Annotated in this window: 15 protein-coding genes and 5 tRNA genes; 11 read left to right on the top strand and 9 right to left on the bottom strand. The window is 69.3% G+C overall.

The features are described from left to right. A partial coding sequence (locus tag ACZ4AA_RS28015; protein WP_467608803.1) for an acyl-CoA carboxylase subunit beta occupies window positions 1–670 on the top strand: 670 nt, incomplete at its 5' end. 57 nt (window positions 671–727) lie between these two features. After that, window positions 728–922, top strand: coding sequence for an acyl-CoA carboxylase subunit epsilon (locus tag ACZ4AA_RS28010; protein WP_467608800.1), 195 nt, complete (start codon window positions 728–730; stop codon window positions 920–922). 302 nt (window positions 923–1224) lie between these two features. Here ACZ4AA_RS28010 and ACZ4AA_RS28005 read toward each other — a convergent pair whose 3' ends face one another. The 8 genes from ACZ4AA_RS28005 to ACZ4AA_RS27970 form a co-directional block, all read right to left on the bottom strand. Beyond that, the gene (locus ACZ4AA_RS28005; protein WP_103554950.1) at window positions 1225–1806 is read right to left on the bottom strand and encodes a GTP-binding protein; all 582 of its coding nucleotides are present in this window, start codon (window positions 1804–1806) and stop codon (window positions 1225–1227) included. Continuing rightward, window positions 1787–2386, bottom strand: a complete 600-nt coding sequence (locus ACZ4AA_RS28000; protein ID WP_467608796.1) for a DUF742 domain-containing protein — start codon at window positions 2384–2386, stop codon at window positions 1787–1789. Before ACZ4AA_RS28000 ends, ACZ4AA_RS28005 begins: the two co-directional genes overlap by 20 nt. A gap of 94 nt (window positions 2387–2480) precedes the next feature. Further along, complete coding sequence (locus ACZ4AA_RS27995; RefSeq protein ID WP_261709979.1) at window positions 2481–2894, bottom strand: roadblock/LC7 domain-containing protein; 414 nt, start codon at window positions 2892–2894, stop codon at window positions 2481–2483. Window positions 2895–2905: 11 nt separating this feature from the next. Then, the gene (locus tag ACZ4AA_RS27990) at window positions 2906–6124 is read right to left on the bottom strand and encodes a sensor histidine kinase (protein ID WP_467608793.1); all 3219 of its coding nucleotides are present in this window, start codon (window positions 6122–6124) and stop codon (window positions 2906–2908) included. 351 nt (window positions 6125–6475) lie between these two features. Beyond that, window positions 6476–7051, bottom strand: coding sequence for a GTP-binding protein (locus ACZ4AA_RS27985; RefSeq protein WP_028802395.1), 576 nt, complete (start codon window positions 7049–7051; stop codon window positions 6476–6478). Next, a complete protein-coding gene (locus ACZ4AA_RS27980) occupies window positions 7032–7430 on the bottom strand; it encodes a DUF742 domain-containing protein (protein ID WP_103548533.1) in 399 nt (132 codons plus the stop codon). The genes ACZ4AA_RS27985 and ACZ4AA_RS27980 overlap by 20 nt, the downstream gene beginning before the upstream one ends. A 111-nt stretch (window positions 7431–7541) precedes the next feature. After that, window positions 7542–7955: a roadblock/LC7 domain-containing protein gene (locus ACZ4AA_RS27975; protein WP_037624995.1), complete on the bottom strand. Its 414-nt coding sequence runs from the start codon at window positions 7953–7955 to the stop codon at window positions 7542–7544. A gap of 9 nt (window positions 7956–7964) precedes the next feature. Further along, window positions 7965–11702: a sensor histidine kinase gene (locus ACZ4AA_RS27970; protein ID WP_467608788.1), complete on the bottom strand. Its 3738-nt coding sequence runs from the start codon at window positions 11700–11702 to the stop codon at window positions 7965–7967. Window positions 11703–12301: 599 nt separating this feature from the next. Between ACZ4AA_RS27970 and ACZ4AA_RS27965 the strand changes: the two genes are divergently transcribed. From ACZ4AA_RS27965 to ACZ4AA_RS27925, 9 genes are all read left to right on the top strand, one after another. Beyond that, window positions 12302–12490, top strand: a complete 189-nt coding sequence (locus ACZ4AA_RS27965; RefSeq protein ID WP_467608783.1) for a hypothetical protein — start codon at window positions 12302–12304, stop codon at window positions 12488–12490. Window positions 12491–12618: 128 nt separating this feature from the next. Continuing rightward, complete coding sequence (locus ACZ4AA_RS27960) at window positions 12619–13395, top strand: fumarylacetoacetate hydrolase family protein (protein ID WP_467608778.1); 777 nt, start codon at window positions 12619–12621, stop codon at window positions 13393–13395. Further along, window positions 13388–14857: a glutamate--tRNA ligase gene (gene gltX / locus ACZ4AA_RS27955; RefSeq protein WP_467608774.1), complete on the top strand. Its 1470-nt coding sequence runs from the start codon at window positions 13388–13390 to the stop codon at window positions 14855–14857. Before ACZ4AA_RS27960 ends, gltX begins: the two co-directional genes overlap by 8 nt. Before the next feature lie 224 nt (window positions 14858–15081). Then, window positions 15082–15816, top strand: coding sequence for an HAD family hydrolase (locus ACZ4AA_RS27950; protein WP_467608771.1), 735 nt, complete (start codon window positions 15082–15084; stop codon window positions 15814–15816). A gap of 90 nt (window positions 15817–15906) precedes the next feature. Then, window positions 15907–15978: transfer RNA gene (locus tag ACZ4AA_RS27945), tRNA-Gln, on the top strand. A 42-nt stretch (window positions 15979–16020) separates the two neighbouring features. Next, a tRNA-Glu gene (locus ACZ4AA_RS27940) sits at window positions 16021–16093 on the top strand. Window positions 16094–16155: 62 nt separating this feature from the next. Continuing rightward, window positions 16156–16228: transfer RNA gene (locus ACZ4AA_RS27935), tRNA-Glu, on the top strand. Between the two features lie 25 nt (window positions 16229–16253). Beyond that, window positions 16254–16325 (top strand) — tRNA-Gln (locus tag ACZ4AA_RS27930). A gap of 29 nt (window positions 16326–16354) precedes the next feature. After that, a tRNA-Glu gene (locus ACZ4AA_RS27925) sits at window positions 16355–16427 on the top strand. Window positions 16428–16688: 261 nt separating this feature from the next. Here the strand turns inward: ACZ4AA_RS27925 and ndgR are convergent. Then, window positions 16689–17405: an IclR family transcriptional regulator NdgR gene (gene ndgR / locus ACZ4AA_RS27920; protein ID WP_006383662.1), complete on the bottom strand. Its 717-nt coding sequence runs from the start codon at window positions 17403–17405 to the stop codon at window positions 16689–16691. Window positions 17406–17578: the final 173 nt, after the last annotated feature.

The following is a 17578-nucleotide window of genomic DNA, read 5'->3' as shown; positions in this document are numbered from 1 at the left end:
CGACGGCGACTACCTCGAAGTCCACGAGCGCTGGGCCCGCAACATCATCTGCGCGCTGGCCCGCCTCGACGGCCAGGTCGTCGGCATCGTCGCCAATCAGCCGCAGAGCCTGGCCGGTGTGCTCGACATCGAGGCATCCGAAAAAGCTGCACGCTTTGTCCAGATGTGTGACGCTTTCAATATCCCGATCATCACGTTGCTGGACGTGCCTGGGTTCCTCCCGGGTGTCGACCAGGAGCACGGCGGGATCATCCGGCACGGCGCGAAGCTGCTCTACGCGTACTGCAACGCGACGGTGCCGCGGATCTCCCTCATCCTGCGCAAGGCGTACGGAGGTGCCTACATCGTCATGGACAGCCAGTCCATCGGGGCCGACCTCACCTACGCCTGGCCGACGAACGAGATCGCCGTGATGGGCGCCGAGGGTGCCGCCAACGTCATCTTCCGCCGTCAGATCGCCGATGCCGCCGATCCCGAGGCGATGCGCGTCCGCATGGTCAAGGAGTACAAGGCCGAGCTGATGCACCCGTACTACGCCGCCGAGCGCGGGCTGGTCGACGACGTCATCGACCCCGCGGAGACCCGCGAGGTCCTGATCAAGTCGCTCGCGATGCTGCACACCAAGCACGCGGACCTCCCCTCCCGCAAGCACGGCAACCCCCCGCAGTAACCCGGCGGATCCTCCGCGGTACCCCCGCGGAAACCTCTCTCATGGAGACTGAAACCTATGAGCAACGCTGACATCCGCGTCGAGAAGGGCCACGCCGAGCCCGAGGAGGTCGCCGCCATCACGGCGATCCTCCTGGCCCGTGCCGCCTCCGCTCCCACTGATGCCGCCTCCTCCGTCCGCCCCCACCGCAAGGCGGGCTGGCGCCGGCTGGAGCGGGAGCCCGGCTTCCGGGCGCCGCACAGCTGGCACTGAGAGACCTGCGCCCACAGCCCCGCCCTCCCGACGGAGGGCGGGGCTGTGGTGTGTCCGGGAGCCCGCGGAGGCCCCCCAGGGCCAACTGAGGGCTCGTTCAATAGTGTTCGGGCACCCCCCGCCCTCTCGCTCCCCAACGGGGCCGTACGGGGCGGTAGTTGCCCCCGGCGCCCTTGCGTGCGCCTACCGGGCGCGTGTCCTGGGGCAGGGGAGGGGCTTCGACCGGCGCGGCCGGAGACGCACGACGGCCCCTGTCTCTCCGGGCGGAGAAGCAGGGGCCGTGGTCGTGCGAGCGGGTGCCGCTAGCGCAGGCGCGCCATGAGGGCGTGCTCGACCAGCGTGATGAGCGCCGACTTGGCGTCCGCGCGGTGACGGGCGTCCGTCGTGATGATCGGGGCGTCCGGGCCGATCTGAAGAGCCTCGCGGACTTCCTCCGGGTTGTACGGCTGGTTGCCGTCGAAGCCGTTGAGGGCGATGACGAACGGAAGGCCGCTGTTCTCGAAGTAGTCGACCGCGGGGAAGCAGTCGGCGAGACGCCGGGTGTCCACCAGGACGATCGCGCCGATGGCGCCGCGGACCAGGTCGTCCCACATGAACCAGAAGCGGTCCTGGCCCGGCGTACCGAAGAGGTACAGGATCAGGTCCTGGTCGAGGGTGATACGGCCGAAGTCCATGGCGACGGTCGTCGTCGTCTTGTCTCCGGTGTGCGTGAGGTCGTCGATGCCCGCCGAAGCGGACGTCATGACGGCCTCGGTGCGCAGCGGGTTGATCTCCGAGACGGCGCCGACGAACGTGGTCTTGCCCACGCCGAAGCCGCCCGCCACCACGATCTTCGCGGACGTGGTGGAGCGGGAAGGCCCTCCGCTAGAGCTTGCGAAGTCCACTGAGCACCCTTTCGAGCAATGTCACGGCTGGCTGGCCGCCGGCGCTCTCGTCGCCGCCCGGCTGATGAATGGCGACCAGGCCCGCTTCCGCCAAGTCGGCGACGAGGATCCTGGCCACACCGAGAGGGATGGTCAGCAGGGCCGAGATCTCGGCCACCGACTTGATCTCCCGGCAGAGGTTGCAGATGCGCTGATGCTCGGGCAACTGGCCCTGCATCTGGTGCGGCTGCGCGGTGGTGTGCACCAGTGCCTCGATGGCGAGCTGGTAGCGGGGCCTGGTGCGGCCGCCCGTCATGGCGTACGGACGCACCAGGGGGTTGCTCGCCGACCCGGCGGGCGAAGCCTCGGGCGAACGTCGCTGCGGCTGCACGGGCTGGATGCGCGGTGCCGACGGCTGGTCGTACGGCGACGGCCCGGGGCCCTGGGGACCCTGAGGCGCGTACGGCTGCCGTCGCTGGCTGGGTGCGGAGGGAAAGTTGTACCGGTTCGGGTTCTGGGAACCGTCGCCCTGGCCGCCCTGCCCCTGGCCGGGGCCGTACGACCAGTTGCCCGAATTCGAACCGCCTGGGGGTGTTACCACTCTCTCTCCTCCTCCGACTGTGCCGGGCACCCAACGCTGGGACCGCGTCCCGAAACCTTACGGCCCCGGGACGACAATTCGCACCGTCTGTCTATTAGTTGAGAAGGCTGCCCTGGAGCTCCGCACGAAGATCCGGAGTGAGAACCGTGCCCGCACGGTCCACCAGAAGCGCCATCTCGTACCCAATGAGACCGATGTCCGCCTCAGGGTGTGCGAGTACTGCGAGTGAAGAACCATCCGAAACGGACATGAGGAAGAGGAATCCTCGCTCCATCTCCACAACGGTCTGGTTCACGTGGCCGCCCTCGAAGATACGGGACGCGCCCGCGGTCAAAGAGGTCAGACCGGATGCGACGGCCGCCAACTGGTCGGCGCGGTCACGGGGAAAGCCTTCGGACATGGCCAGAAGGAGTCCGTCGGCGGAGACCACCACCGTGTGCGACACCCCGGGGGTGTTGTCCACGAAGTTGGTGATCAACCAGTTCAGGTTCTGTGCCGCCTGGCTCATCGGGCTCACAACTAACGCTCCTGGTTGTAGGTGCTGTCGGGGCCGAGGCCCTGACCGTTCGTCTCAGTACCTGCACTGCGTCCCCGCTCGACACCGCGACGCAGGTTGCTCAGCCTGCCCCGGACGTCCTCGGGAGCACGGGAGACCTGGGGGCCTCCCTGGGGGGTCGATTCCGCGGTTCCCTCGACCAGGTTGGCCTTGGGCACCCGCCGCGGCAGACCGGACGAGGTGACCCCGCCCGCCTTGGGCTTCTTCAGCTGCTCGGCGCGCTGCCACCGATCGTCGTTGGACGACCGCCAGTCATCGCCCGTGTTCCCGGAGGACATGGGCGCCGACTGCTCCCTCGCCGGCTCCGCGGGGCGCCGACCGTTTCCGGCCGGGGCGGCTCCGCGACGCGGGAGTCCCGCGTCGGTCATCGTGTGGGGGGCCGAGACGGCCGGACCCGGACGACCAAAGCCTACGCTGTCCCGCTCACTCGCGTCAGCGACCTGCGGAGATTCCGCTTGCGGAGCGTAGTCGGGCCGGTACCCGCCCTGGTACGCGTCCTGCTGCGGCCAGTCGTCCTGGTAGGACGGCTCACCGAAGCCCGACAGCGTCTCGGGGGCGGAGCCGGCCATTCCGGAGTGCTCCTGCTGGACCGGCTCCGTGTAGGAGGGTTCAGGGTAGCCGCCGTTGGACGGGAAGTACGCCTCGTCGTACGCAGCCTGCTGCGGCTCCTCGTACGACGTCTGCTGGTCGTACGTGGTCTGCTGCTCCTCGTGCACACCCTGGGCGCCGTCGTACGCCGGGGCGCCGTCGAAGGACGCCTGCCCGTCGTACCCGGAACCGGGCTGCTGGGCGTCGAAGCCGTCGGCGTAGCCCTGGGGGGCCTCGGTGGCCTCGGGGCCGTGCGTCTGGGCCTCCAGGGCCGCACGGCGGCCCTCGCGCATGAGGGAGCGGCCCACGGGGTCGAGATCGCGGATGTCGTCCGGGACCTCGTAGCGGCTGTCGTCGAAACCGAGGTCCGCGGCGGTCAGCACGGGCTGCTGCTGCGTCCCGAAGTTCTCACCCGGGAACGACTGCTGCTGCTGCTCGGGAATGATCTGGGACACGGTGAACTCGTCGCGCATCGGCTGCTGTTCGCCACCGCCACCGTGGGTGATGGCGTCGGGCAGCATGACCAGGGAAGTGGTGCCGGCCTGCTCGCCCGAGGGGCGCAGCTGGACACGGATGCCGTGGCGGTCGGACAGCCGGCCGACCACGAACAGGCCCATGCGCTGCGAGATCGCGGCGTCCACGGTCGGCGGGTTGGCCAGCTTGTGGTTGATGTCCGCGAAGTCCTCGGCGGTGAGGCCGATGCCCTTGTCGTGGATCTCGACCATGATGCGGCCGTCGGGAAGACGGGTCGCGGTGACACGGACCTTGGTCTGCGGGGAGGAGAACGTGGTCGCGTTCTCCAGCAGCTCGGCCAGCAGGTGCACGAGGTCGGTCACGGCGCGGCCGTGGATCTCGGCCTCCGGGACGCCGGAGAGCTCGATGCGCTCGTACTGTTCCACCTCGGAGGAGGCGGCGCGCAGGACGTCGACCAGCGGGACCGGCTGGTCCCAGCGGCGGCCGGGCTCCTCGCCGGCGAGGACCAGGAGGTTCTCGCCGTTGCGGCGCATACGGGTCGCGAGGTGGTCCAGGCGGAAGAGGTTCTCCAGCTGGTCCGGGTCGGCCTCGTTGTTCTCCAGGTCGGTGATCAGGGTCAGCTGGCCCTCGATCAGCGACTGGTTGCGGCGCGAGAGGTTCGTGAAGATCGCGTTGATGTTGCCTCGCAGGAGGGCCTGCTCGGCGGCCAGTCGTACGGCCTCGCGGTGGACCTGGTCGAAGGCGCGGGCGACTTCGCCGATCTCGTCCGTACTGGTGATCGGGATCGGCTGCACGCGGGTGTCGACCCGGCCCGGGTCGGTGCGCGAGAGCTGGTCGACCAGCATCGGCAGACGCTGCTCGGCGACATTGAAGGCGGCGTTGCGCAGCTGGCGCATCGAGCGGCTCATCTGGCGGGCCACCATGCCGGCCAGGATGAACGCGGCGAGCAGGGCGACCACGACGATGGCGCCGGTGATGAAGGCGTCGGTCTTGGCCGTGTCGGAGATGTCGCCGGCCTCGGCCACGGCCTTGTCGGCGAGGTCGGACTCGATCTGGCGGTACGCGTTGTACTTGGCGGTGTTGACCGCCATCCAGTTCTGCGCGGTGATGCCGTTCGCGGCCAGCGTCACGCGGTCGCTCGGCTGCGGGGACGGGAGCTTCGCCAGCGACGTGACCATGGTGATCGGGTTCGACGGCGGCGGCACGTAGTTCGGGTCGGCGGCCGCGGCCTCCCGCGCCTTCGACGTGAGCTCGGCCTTGATCTTGGCCGTGGCCTCGTCGAGCTTGGTCGCGTCGGCCTCGGTACCACCACCGCGGTACTCCTCGACGGCGATGCCTTCGAGGTAGGCGTACGAGGAGAGGCCGACCCGCTGGCTGTCGAGGCTGCTCAGACCGGGGCCCGGCTTGATCAGCATGTGCAGGCCGATGGACCGCTCCAGCGACAGCGCGGCCTTGGACAGCGAGATCGCGTAGACGGTACGGCCGTAGCTGGTGATGTTTCCGGTGCCCAGACCGAGCTCGTTGGCGAACTCCATCAGCGGGTGCTGGATCTGGAGGTAGCCCTCCTCGGTCTGCACACCGGTGAGCTTGCTGGTGTACGCGAGGGTCCGCAGCTTCTCGAGACCGGGCTCGACGTTGCGGAAGATCGCGAGACGGCGCTCCAGGCCCGGTGTCCTGGGCATGTTCTGGGCGGCCTGGTCGAAGGCGTCGGCGGCCAGGTCGGTGTCCCGGCGGACCTTGACGACGGTCGCGTCCTTCGCGCCCTTGCCGGTCAGCAGCGGTGCGGCGCTGAGGTCGCGCTCGACGAACAGCTTGTCGCCGTACGTCAGGGCCGCCTGCACCAGTCGGGCGGTCTTCTCGGCGTCCTGGGCTTCCTGCCAGGTGTCGATCGAGCTCTTCACCTGGAAGCCGCCCATGACGAGGCCGACCACCACGGGTATGAGCAGGATCGCGTTCAGCCTGGTCGGCACACGCCAGTTACGCGGGGAGAATCGGCTCCCGCTCGGCGCGGGGGCCGGCGTGGGCTCGGGGCCGGCGACTTGTGCGGGCGCCGCTCCGCGCGCCGGCGGGGTGAAGTTGCCCCGTGCCGACGGCTCGGGACCGTTCATGCTTCGCCTCACTCGACCAACAACCTCTCGGCGTCGGCACCCACTGTGTGCCGCCGTATCTACCAGCGCCCTTGACTACTGGGCAGTTCAGCGCATTCCAGCACGTCAAGCAGCGCCATTCCAAACACTCGGAACGGATGATTCCGAGTGGCGCTGACCACAGATAAAACGGTCATAAAGAGCGAGCCCCGCCAAAAGACGGGGCCTTCATGAACGCAGGGGCACCGGATGACCGCTATGCGTGTCGGGGCCCGCGAAATTCTCTGTCGAAACGTTATGAACACCGAGGCCGGCCGTGTCAAATGACACAGCCGGCTCCAATGCTTCTACGACAACTTCCATATGAGGTCGTCTACTTGGCTGCTACCGCAGCCGGGCCATGAGAGCGTGCTCGACCAGAGTGATCAGAGCGCTCTTCGCATCTGCACGGTGTCGCGCGTCCGTCGTGATGATCGGAGCGTCCGGGCCGATCTGAAGAGCCTCGCGCACTTCCTCCGGGTTGTACGGCTGGTGACCGTCGAAGCCGTTGAGGGCGATGACGAACGGAAGGCCGCTGTTCTCGAAGTAGTCGACCGCCGGGAAGCAGTCGGCGAGACGCCGGGTGTCCACCAGGACCACGGCACCGATGGCGCCGCGGACCAGGTCGTCCCACATGAACCAGAAGCGGTCCTGGCCCGGCGTACCGAAGAGGTACAGGATCAGGTCCTGGTCGAGGGTGATACGGCCGAAGTCCATGGCCACCGTGGTGGTGGTCTTGTCTCCGGTGTGGGTGAGGTCGTCGATGCCCGCCGAAGCGGACGTCATGACGGCCTCGGTCCGCAGAGGGTTGATCTCGGAGACGGCACCCACGAACGTGGTCTTGCCGACACCGAAGCCACCCGCTACGACGATCTTCGCGGAGGTGGTCGCCCGGCCTCCGTCAGAGCTTGCGAAGTCCACTGAGCACCCTTTCGAGCAGTGTCACGTCCGGCGCGCCGCCGTTGTTCTCATCGCCGCCAGGCTGGTGAATGGCGACAAGTCCGGCCTCGGCGAGGTCCGCGACAAGGATCCTGGCCACGCCGAGCGGCATGCCCAGGAGGGCCGACACCTCGGCCACCGACTTCACTTCCCGGCACAGATGGCAGATGCGCTGGTGTTCGGGGAGCAGACCCATCAGCTGGGCCGGATCGGCCGTGGTGCTGATCAGAGCCTCTATGGCCAGTTGGTACCGCGGCCTGGTCCGGCCGCCGGTCATCGCGTACGGACGTACCAGCGGCTGGTCGCCTTCATCCCCGTACGACTCGGCGTACGGATCATGAGAGGCGGGGGGCGGGGTCATGAATCCTCCGGGCGGGACAGCAAGTCGGTCAGTCGTGCCGTCTGTTGGGGCCGGTGGGGGGATTGTGGCGGCCGGACGGTGATTTCGTGCGGTGTCTGGATCCGGCGGCGGTCAGTGAAGCAGACTGCCTTGTAGTTCGGCACGCAGGTCCGGCGTGAGGACGGCGCCCGCACGGTCGACGAGCAGTGCCATCTCGTAGCCGACAAGGCCGATGTCGCATTCCGGGTGGGAGAGGACCGCGAGGGACGATCCATCCGAAACAGACATCAGGAAGAGGAAGCCGCGCTCCATCTCCACGACCGTCTGGGCCACCGAGCCGCCTTCGAAGATCCGGGAGGCCCCGGCGGTCAGCGAAGTGAGTCCGGAGGCTACGGCCGCCAGTTGGTCCGCGCGGTCGCGGGGGAAGCCTTCGGACATTGCCAGAAGGAGTCCGTCGGCGGACACGACGACGGTGTGGGACACCCCGGGGGTGTTGTCCACGAAGTTGGTGATCAACCAGTTGAGGTTCTGTGCCGCCTGGCTCATCGGGCTCAACTAACGCTCCTGCTGGTGAGTGGGGCTGGGGAAGCTGCCGGTCTGGCCGTTGGGAGCGGCCTGTCGACCTTGCTGAATGCCCCGACGGAGATTGGTGAGCCGGCCGCGTACGTCATCGGGCGCACGCGAGACCTGCGGACCGCTTTGGTGCTGTTGCTGCTGTGCCGTACCCGCGACGAGGTTGGCTCGCGGGACGCGGCGCGGCAGGCCTGAGGTGGTGACCCCGCCTGCCGACGGCTTGCGGGAGCGCTCCGCCTGCTTGACGAGGTCGTCATTGGGAGAGCTGCGCCACGAGGTGGTGGCGGCCGGTGCGGCCGCCGGTGCGGCCGCCGGCCGCTGCGGAGCCGGGGGAGTCTGCGGCTGCTGGGGAGCGGCCGGTGCGTATCCCTGGGAGCCGTTGTTCTGGGCGGCGCCGTTCATGGGCGCGCCGTCCGAGCCGTTCGCCTGACCGTGGAACCAGTTGGTCTCCAGCGTGTCGTACAGCGGCGTACGGCCGTCACCGGGGTTCGAGGCCGGCGGAAGCGCCTCGGGAGCCTGCGCACGGGCGGGCGGCTGTGGGGTGGCCGGTCGCTCGTACTGTCCGGTGGACGAACCCTGCCCGTTGCCGTAACCGGGTGCCGCGAACTGCCCGGTGGACGCGGGGTCCTGGGAAGGCGCGTAGCCCGGCTGGGCGAACTGGCCGGTGGACGACGGGGACTGGGAGGCCCCGTAGCCCTGGTTGGTGAACTGTCCCGTCGCGGCCGGGTTCTGGCCCGCGGGGGTCTGGTTGCCGTAGCCGTACTGGCCGTTGTTCTGCGGCGCGCCCGTGCCGGGGCGCGGGGCGTCGAAGTCGGGACGGGCGAACTCCGCGGTGGACGCGGGGTTCTGCCGGTCGTCGATCCGCGGCATGCGCGAGGTGGCGTCGGGGTCCTCGTGACCGCGGGGGGTGTCGAGGGAGTTGCGCGGAGCCGGCGGCTGCGCGTTCTCGTCGCTCCAGCTCGGCGTGCGCGAACCGGCGTTGCCGCCGGGAAGCTCGGCGCGGGCGGAGGAGCCACCGCGTCCGGGCAGCTGCGGCCGACGACGGCCGCCCTTGCCGGACGAAGCCTGCTTGGGCGCGGGTGCGGGCGCGGCCGGAGCCGCACCGGTGTCGCCGAAGGAGTTCTGGCCCGAGCCGGTTCCGTTGCCGTAGGAGTTCTTGCGGCCGCCGGAGGTGTCTCCGAAGGCGTTCTGGGAACCCTGTCCGTCACCGAAGCCCTGCTGCGTGCCGTTCTGGGCCGGGAAGCCCTGCTGCGGGCTCTGGCCGAAGGCGTTCGCACCCGCGGGAGCCTGTCCGCCGCGCTGACCGCTCTGCTGACCGCCCTGCTGGACACGCCCACCGCCGGAGGCACCGGGGCGACCGCCCTGGTTGCTGCCGGGCAGTGCCGCCCGCTGACCCTGGCCGGAACCGACCTGGCCGCGCTGCGGCGGGGCCCCGAGGGGACCGCCGGGAGCGGAGGGGGCGCCGGCGCCGAGCGAGGGACCGCTCGTGCGACGGGCCGCGGCCACACCGGCCGAGGCCTGCGCCGCGGCGGGGCCGCCGCCGGAGGCACCCTGGCCCGGCTTGTTCGGCATGGGCTTCTTGCCGCCCTGGGCGACGTCCACGGGCAGCATGACCAGCGCGGTCGTGCCACCGGAGTCGGACGGGCGCAGCTGGATACGGATGCCGTGACGCTGCGACAGACGACCGACCACGAACAGACCCATGCGGCGGGAGACGGAGACGTCCACCGTAGGCGGAGCGGCGAGCCGCTCGTTGATCGCGGCCAGGTCCTCGGGGGACAGACCGATACCGGTGTCGTGGATCTCGATCAGCACGCGGCCGTCGGGCAGGGCGTGACCGGTGACCTTGACCTTGGTCTGCGGGGAGGAGAACGAGGTGGCGTTCTCCAGCAGCTCCGCGAGCAGGTGGACGAGGTCGTTGACGACCCGGCCGGCTACCTCGGTGCCCGGCACCGAGGCGAGTTCGATGCGCTCGTACTGCTCCACCTCGGAGGCGGCGGCGCGGAGGACGTCGACCAGCGGGACCGGACGGGTCCAGCGGCGACCGGGCTCTTCACCGGCGAGGACGAGGAGGTTTTCACCGTTACGGCGCATGCGGGTCGCGAGGTGGTCGAGCTTGAACAGCGAGGAGAGCTGGTCGGGGTCGGCCTCACGGGACTCGAGCTCGGATATGAGCGAGAGCTGACGCTGGATGAGACCCTGCGAACGGCGCGAGAGGTTGGTGAACATCGCGTTGACGTTGCCTCGCAGGAGGGCCTGCTCGGCGGCGAGGCGGACGGCCTCGCGGTGCACGTCGTCGAAGGCCGCGGCCACCTGGCCGATCTCGTCCCGGGAGTGCACACCGACGGACTCCACCGAGGTGTCGACGTCCTGCGGGTCCGACTCCGAGAGCTGCTTGACGAGCTCGGGCAGACGGTCCGAGGCGACCCGGGTGGCGGTGTCCTGGAGGCGGCGCAGCGAGCGGATCATGGACCGGGCCACGACGAAGGCGCCGACGAGCGAGACACCGAGGACGAGCAGGATCAGTACACCGGAGATGATCGCTTCACTCTGGGACTGGTTGCGCAGCTCACGGGCCTTCTGCTCCATCTCGCTGAGCAGCGTGGTCTCGATCTTCGACATGACGTTGATCTTCGCCGAGTCGTCGTCGAGCCAGTCCTTGTAGGACCGCTTGTTCTGCGTCTTCAGACCCTCGGGGTTGCTCAGCACGCGCTTGGCGTACTGGTCGGCCGACTTGATCGTCGGGTTGTCACCCTCGACCGGCAGGAGCAGGTCCGTGCTGCCGGCGCCGTAGATGTTCTTGAACGCCTGGTTCTCGGACTCCTGGCTCTCGAACGCGGAGAGCGCGTACTGCTGGTCGTTCTTGGAGAGGGTTCCGAAGACCGTCGGGCGCGTGGGCAGCGCGGCGGCGATGACGGCCCGCTGGACGGAGGCGTACTCCTTGGAGGAGGAGAAGGCCGCCAGCGCTCGGGTGCGCTGGATCATCTCCGGGTTGCTGGTCGCCTCGGCCATGTCCTGCGACAGCGCGAGGAGCTCGGTGACCAGGCGGTGGTAGGCGTCCACCGTCTGGGTCGAGTTCTGCGGGTCGTTGTAGGCGTCGCTGCGGATCTGGTTCAGCTTGTAGAGCTCGGCCACGACACCGACGAGGCTGTCGTGCACGCCGGACAGCTGGCCCTTGGACGTGGCGTCGTCGACCTGCTGGGTGCCTTCGAGGAAGTGCTTCTTCGCCACGTCGGTGGCGTCGCGCACCGACTTGACCTCGTAGTCGTTGGCCAGAGCGCCGTGTGCCAGCGGACCGGCCGTCTCGTCGCGCTCCTGCTGGAGCGCGGCGGCGAGCTCGGTGGCCTGCTTGGTCATCTCGGTCAGCAGTCGCATGTTGTCGAGCTGCTGGATGTTGTCCATCGACTCGTTGATGCGGAGCGCACCCAGCGAGGTCGCGGCGACCACGGGGAGCGCGAGCAGCGAGACGAGTCGCGTCGAGATGCGCCAGTTCCGCAGGGCTACGCGCGAGCCGTAGCTCGGCGTGCTCGCCTGCGTGGCGTCGGTCGTGGTGGCGGGAGCCTTGGGCTTCGCGCCGGCGCGAGCGGAGTGTTCACCGCTGCCGCCGACCTCTGCCGGTCCCGGGTTCTGGGCGTGCTGGGGCGAGGAACCGCGGTCGGTCCCGCCGCGCGGCTCCGGCTCCGCCGAAGCGCTGCCATCCCTCTTGAAACGTCCCTGCACTAGCGTCGCAACCTCTGGACCAGGCGCCCCTCCGCTGGAACGGCGGGACGGTGTCGGCGTTGTACACAGGCACAGATGCGCGCTGTGTATGTGGTCTGAGTGACCGGCGCAGGTTCCCCCTTCCCGCCGCCACTCGGCGCTGAGTAGCGCCCCTGCGCGCCGGATCGTGAATCCGCGGCGGTCCGAGGAATTCCAGCACAGTGCAGGATCTCCAACAAGGGCCGTGTACCAGGCTGTGACCTCCGTGACAGCATGTGAGGGTGATGTCACCTGACGTGTAAGGGGTTCTCGTACATACCGGGCATAGGCCTACGAGCCGTGGGTGTCCCCCCGGTGTCCCAGTCGCGATGATCAGGAGCGGAATGATTGGTTCAGTGGAGTAATGTCCGTTTGGTCGCCCCGAGTTGAGGGTCGCGATTGACCGGTTTGCCCCTTGGTGAGTGAGCAAACTCACACGGCGATCATGGCGCCTTCACGGCATCACCAGGGAATTGAATGTTTAGCCTGACGCTTTACAGGGATGGCGAATCCGACAACCCGCGCCTATACGGGGCTCTTTGCCCCCACCGGCGCCCAGGACGACAAGGTCGAGCAAAACGGTGAAGACGACGATGATGTTCCGCAACATTGCCAACCCGCGGCGCACGACGCTGGCGCACCTCGAGGACGCCGAAGCCCTGCGCACGCCGGAACGGCCGGAGCACTCGGTCGATCTCCCCCTCCAGACGGCCAACCCCCGCCGCACCGTCCTGATGGACGCCCCGGTCGCGGTGGCCGCCGCCGAGTGACCACGGCGACCGCCCGAGGGCCGCGCCCGGCGCGCGGCCCCGGCGGATATGCGCGAAGCCCGCAGCCCTTGCCGCGTTAGCCTGGAGCCTCAGACTCCAGCCAGCTCAGTGAGGGGCGCAAGGATCCCGTGCGCATCGCCAGATTCTCCATCGACGGCAACGTCGCTTTCGGCGCGGTCGAGGGCGACAAGCCGGACGAGCTCGTCCTCGACATCATCAAGGGCATCCCGTTCGCGGACTTCGAGCTCTCCGGTACGAAGGTCCCGCTGAACAAGGTCCGGCTGCTGCCGCCGGTGCTCCCGAACAAGGTCGTGGCCTTCGGCCGCAACTACGCCGAGCACGCCAGGGAGCTCGGCAACGAGGTGCCCGACGCCCCGTTCGCCTTCTTCAAGCCCTCGACCTCGGTGACCGGCCCCGGCGACCCGATCCAGTACCCCTCCTTCTCCAGCGAGCTCCACCACGAGGCGGAGCTCGCCGTCGTCATCGGCCGCATGTGCCGCGAGGTCCCGCGCGAGCGCGTCAAGGACGTCATCCTCGGCTACACCTGCGCCAACGACGTCACCGCCCGCGATGTGCAGAGGCGTGAGAAGCAGTGGGCCCGCGCCAAGGGCTTCGACAGCTCCTGCCCGCTCGGCCCCTGGGTGGAGACGGACCTCGACCCCTCCGACCTGACCATCCAGTGCACGGTCAACGGGCAGCAGCGCCAGCTCGGCCGCACCAGCGAGATGATCCACTCCATCGAGGACCTGATCGTCAACATCACCGAGGCCATGACGCTGCTCCCCGGCGACGTGATCCTCACCGGCACCCCGGCCGGGGTCGGCCCCCTGAACGTCGGCGACGAGGTCGCCGTCACCATCGAAGGCATCGGCACTCTCACCAACAAGGTGATCAAGCGTGGCTAACGTCCGTGTACGTTTCTGTCCCTCCCCGACCGGCAACCCCCATGTCGGGCTGGTCCGCACCGCCCTGTTCAACTGGGCGTTCGCCCGGCACAACGAAGGCACCCTGGTCTTCCGCATCGAGGACACCGACGCGGCCCGCGACTCCGAGGAGTCGTACGACCAGCTGCTCGACTCGATGCGCTGGCTGGGCTTCGACTGGGACGAGGGCCCCGAGATCGGCGGCCCGCACGCGCCGTACCGCCAGTCGCAGCGCATGGACATCTACGCGGATGTCGCCGCCAAGCTGCTGGACGCGGGGCACGCGTACCGCTGCTACTGCTCCACCGAGGAGCTGGACACCCGCCGCGACGCCGCCCGCGCCGCCGGCAAACCCTCCGGCTACGACGGCCACTGCCGCGACCTGTCCGCCGAGCGGAAGGCCGCCTACGAGGCCGAGGGCCGCAAGCCCATCGTCCGCTTCCGGATGCCCGACGAGGCGATCACCTTCGAGGACCTGGTCCGCGGCGAGATCACCTACCTCCCGGAGAACGTGCCGGACTACGGCATCGTCCGGGCGAACGGCGCGCCGCTGTACACGCTCGTCAACCCCGTGGACGACGCCCTGATGGAGATCACCCACGTCCTGCGCGGCGAGGACCTGCTCTCCTCCACCCCCCGGCAGGTCGCCCTCTACAAGGCGCTGACCGAGCTGGGCATCGCCAAGGAGACCCCGGCCTTCGGTCACCTTCCGTACGTGATGGGCGAGGGCAACAAGAAGCTCTCCAAGCGCGACCCGGAGTCCTCGCTCAACCTCTACCGCGAGCGCGGCTTCCTCCCCGAGGGCCTGCTGAACTACCTCTCCCTGCTCGGCTGGTCCCTCGCCGCCGACCGCGACATCTTCTCGATCGACGAGATGGTCGCCGCGTTCGACGTCACGGACGTGAACCCGAACCCGGCCCGCTTCGACCTGAAGAAGTGCGAGGCGATCAACGCCGACCACATCCGCATGCTCGATGTGAAGGACTTCACGGAGCGCTGCGCCCCCTGGCTGCGCGCCCCCTTCGCGCCCTGGGCGCCGGAGGACTTCGACGAGGCGAAGTGGCAGGCGATCGCCCCGCACGCCCAGTCGCGGATGAAGGTCCTCTCCGAGATCACGGACAACGTCGACTTCCTGTTCCTGCCGGAGCCGGCCGTCGACGAGGCGTCCTGGGCCAAGGCCATGAAGGAGGGCAGCGACGCCCTGCTCCGCACGGCCCGCGCGAAGCTGGAGGCGGCCGACTGGTCCTCCCCGGACTCCCTCAAGGAGGCCGTCCTGACCGCGGGTGAGGAGCACGGTCTCAAGCTCGGCAAGGCCCAGGCTCCGGTCCGCGTCGCCGTCACCGGCCGCACGGTCGGCCTGCCGCTCTTCGAGTCCCTGGAGATCCTGGGCAAGGAGAGGACACTGGCGCGCGTCGACGCCGCGCTGGAGCGGCTCGCCGCGTAGCCGTCGGACGTACAGGTGAGGGGTGGTGCCCGGTTCGGGCGCCGCCCCTCACGCGTACCCGGGCGGGCCGGGTGGAGCCCGCCGCTCCAGTCAACTCCTTCTTCCGGAGCGGGAGGTGCGCCCCCGCCGGCCATCACGGCGCCCGGGGCGCACGCCCTGCCGGACACCGCCGCGAACGCGCCCCGGGAGGGACAGCCGCCCGTGTGCGGGGATACCGTCGGCGCATGGGCATCGACGCCGTGGTGTGGGACATCGACGACACGCTCTTCGACTACACGAGCGCGGACCGGGCGGGCATGCGGGGCCATCTCGCGGCCGAGGGTCTGCTCGACGACGGCACGACCGTGGAGGGGGCCCTCACGCGCTGGCGGGAGGTCACCGACGCCCAGTGGGCCCGGTACGCGGCCGGTGAGACCGACTGGCAGGGCCAGCGGCGGGACCGCGTCAGGGTGTTCCTGGGAGAGCCGCTGAGCGACGCCGAGGCCGACGCGTGGTTCGGCCGGTACGTCACGCACTACGAGGGCGCCTGGACCCTGTTCCCGGACGTCCTGCCGGCCCTGGACGCGCTCGTCGCCAGCCACCGGCACGCGGTGCTGTCCAACTCCAGCATCCACGTCCAGGACCGCAAGCTGCGCACGCTCGGGGTGCACGACCGCTTCGAGGCCATCCTGTGCGCCGCCGAACTGGGCGTCTCCAAGCCCGCCGCGGCCGCCTTCCACGCAGCCTGCGAGGCCCTGGGGCTGCCACCGCACCGCGTCGCCTACGTCGGGGACCATCCGGAGATCGACGGACGGGGCGCCGCCGACGCCGGTCTGCTCTCGGTGTGGATCGACCGTGGCGGCGACCGGGCCCCGGGCGCCCGGGGACAGGCCGGTCCGCACCGCATCGGATCACTCGCCGAGCTGCCCGCGATCCTCGGCGCGGATACCCGTTTTGGAGCGGGGTCCACCTTCGGGTAATGTTCTTTCTGCGCCGCCGGGAGCGGGCCGAAAGGCCGGAGCCCGGAGACGTCAGCCGAAACAAGATCTTCGTACGGGATTGCGTTTCTGTGGCCTATGGTGTAATTGGCAACACTACGGTTTCTGGTACCGTCATTCTAGGTTCGAGTCCTGGTAGGCCAGCTCGCAGAGCTCATCTGCACCGCGGAGATCCAGATCCGCAACGCCCCCGTTGTGTAGCGGCCTAGCACGCTGCCCTCTCACGGCAGTAGCGCCGGTTCGAATCCGGTCGGGGGTACAGATCCTTCCCAGGAAGGCAGTTCGGGTCGCACCCGCTGCCCTTCATGCAGGATCGCTAGGGCCCCCGTTGTGTAGCGGCCTAGCACGCTGCCCTCTCACGGCAGTAGCGCCGGTTCGAATCCGGTCGGGGGTACTGACCACATTGGTCTAAACCACCATGGGCTATGGTGTAATTGGCAACACTACGGTTTCTGGTACCGTCATTCTAGGTTCGAGTCCTGGTAGCCCAGCTCCGAATCTGCGGAAACGCAGGATTCAGGCCCCCGTTGTGTAGCGGCCTAGCACGCTGCCCTCTCACGGCAGTAGCGCCGGTTCGAATCCGGTCGGGGGTACACGGTTCGAAAGGGTCTCCACTCAGGTGGGGGCCCTTTCGGCGTCCTGTGCGTCCGGGTGCTCCTCGTGGTCCTTGCTCTCCTGCCGGCCCGGGTGATCCAACTCACCGCACGAGCACGTGCGTTGGGTCACCCCGGAAACAGGGCGCGGGGTGCACCGGACATCGGCGCACCCCGCGTACGGGACGGTGTGCTTCGGGAAGGGCCTGCCGCGGCGTTGAGGCCGGCCCTCCCGTCGCGCGAGAGCGAGGGACGCGGGTCTCAGCCCGTGCGGCGCAGGGCCTCGGACAGACGGCCGGCGGCGTCGATGACCGCCTGGGCGTGCATACGGCCCGGGTGCCGGGTCAGACGCTCGATCGGTCCGGAGACCGAGACGGCGGCCACGACACGGTTCGAGGGTCCCCGGACCGGCGCGGAGACGGACGCCACGCCCGGCTCGCGTTCGCCGATCGACTGGGCCCAGCCCCGGCGCCGCACCCCCGACAGCGCGGTGGCGGTGAAGCGGGCGCCCTGGAGGCCACGGTGCAGCCGCTCCGGCTCCTCCCAGGCCATCAGGATCTGGGCGGAGGAACCGGCCTTCATGGTGAGGGTGGAGCCCACCGGGACGGTGTCTCGCAGACCGGACAGCCGCTCGGCCGCGGCGACGCAGATGCGCATGTCGCCCTGGCGACGGTAGAGCTGCGCGCTCTCGCCCGTGAGGTCCCTCAGGTGCGTGAGCACCGGACCCGCCGTCGCGAGGAGGCGGTCCTCGCCGGCGGCCGCGGCCAGCTCGGCGAGCCGGGGGCCGAGTATGAACCGGCCCTGCATGTCGCGCGCCACCATGCGGTGGTGTTCAAGTGCCACGGCGAGGCGATGTGCCGTGGGTCGTGCCAGTCCGGTCGCCGCGACCAAGCCCGCGAGGGTGGCCGGACCGGACTCCAGAGCGCTCAGGACAAGGGCTGCCTTGTCCAGAACGCCGACGCCGCTACTGTTGTCCATGAAACGATACTCGCGTCTCACTCTGTGAAACGCAAGTTCAATTTCCGGTGGAACGCGCCACCCTTGTAGACACAGCGGCCCGCGGACCAACGGGTCCGGCGGACGACGTCCGGCACTAGGGGTGCGGACGTCCACCGCCCCGATATCTCTAGTTGGGCCGGCGCCACACGAGC

The sequence above is a fragment of the Streptomyces sp. NPDC024698 genome, from assembly GCF_055559015.1.
The sequence above is the reverse complement of the archived record's forward strand: the minus strand, read 5'-3'. Positions and strand labels throughout refer to the sequence as shown.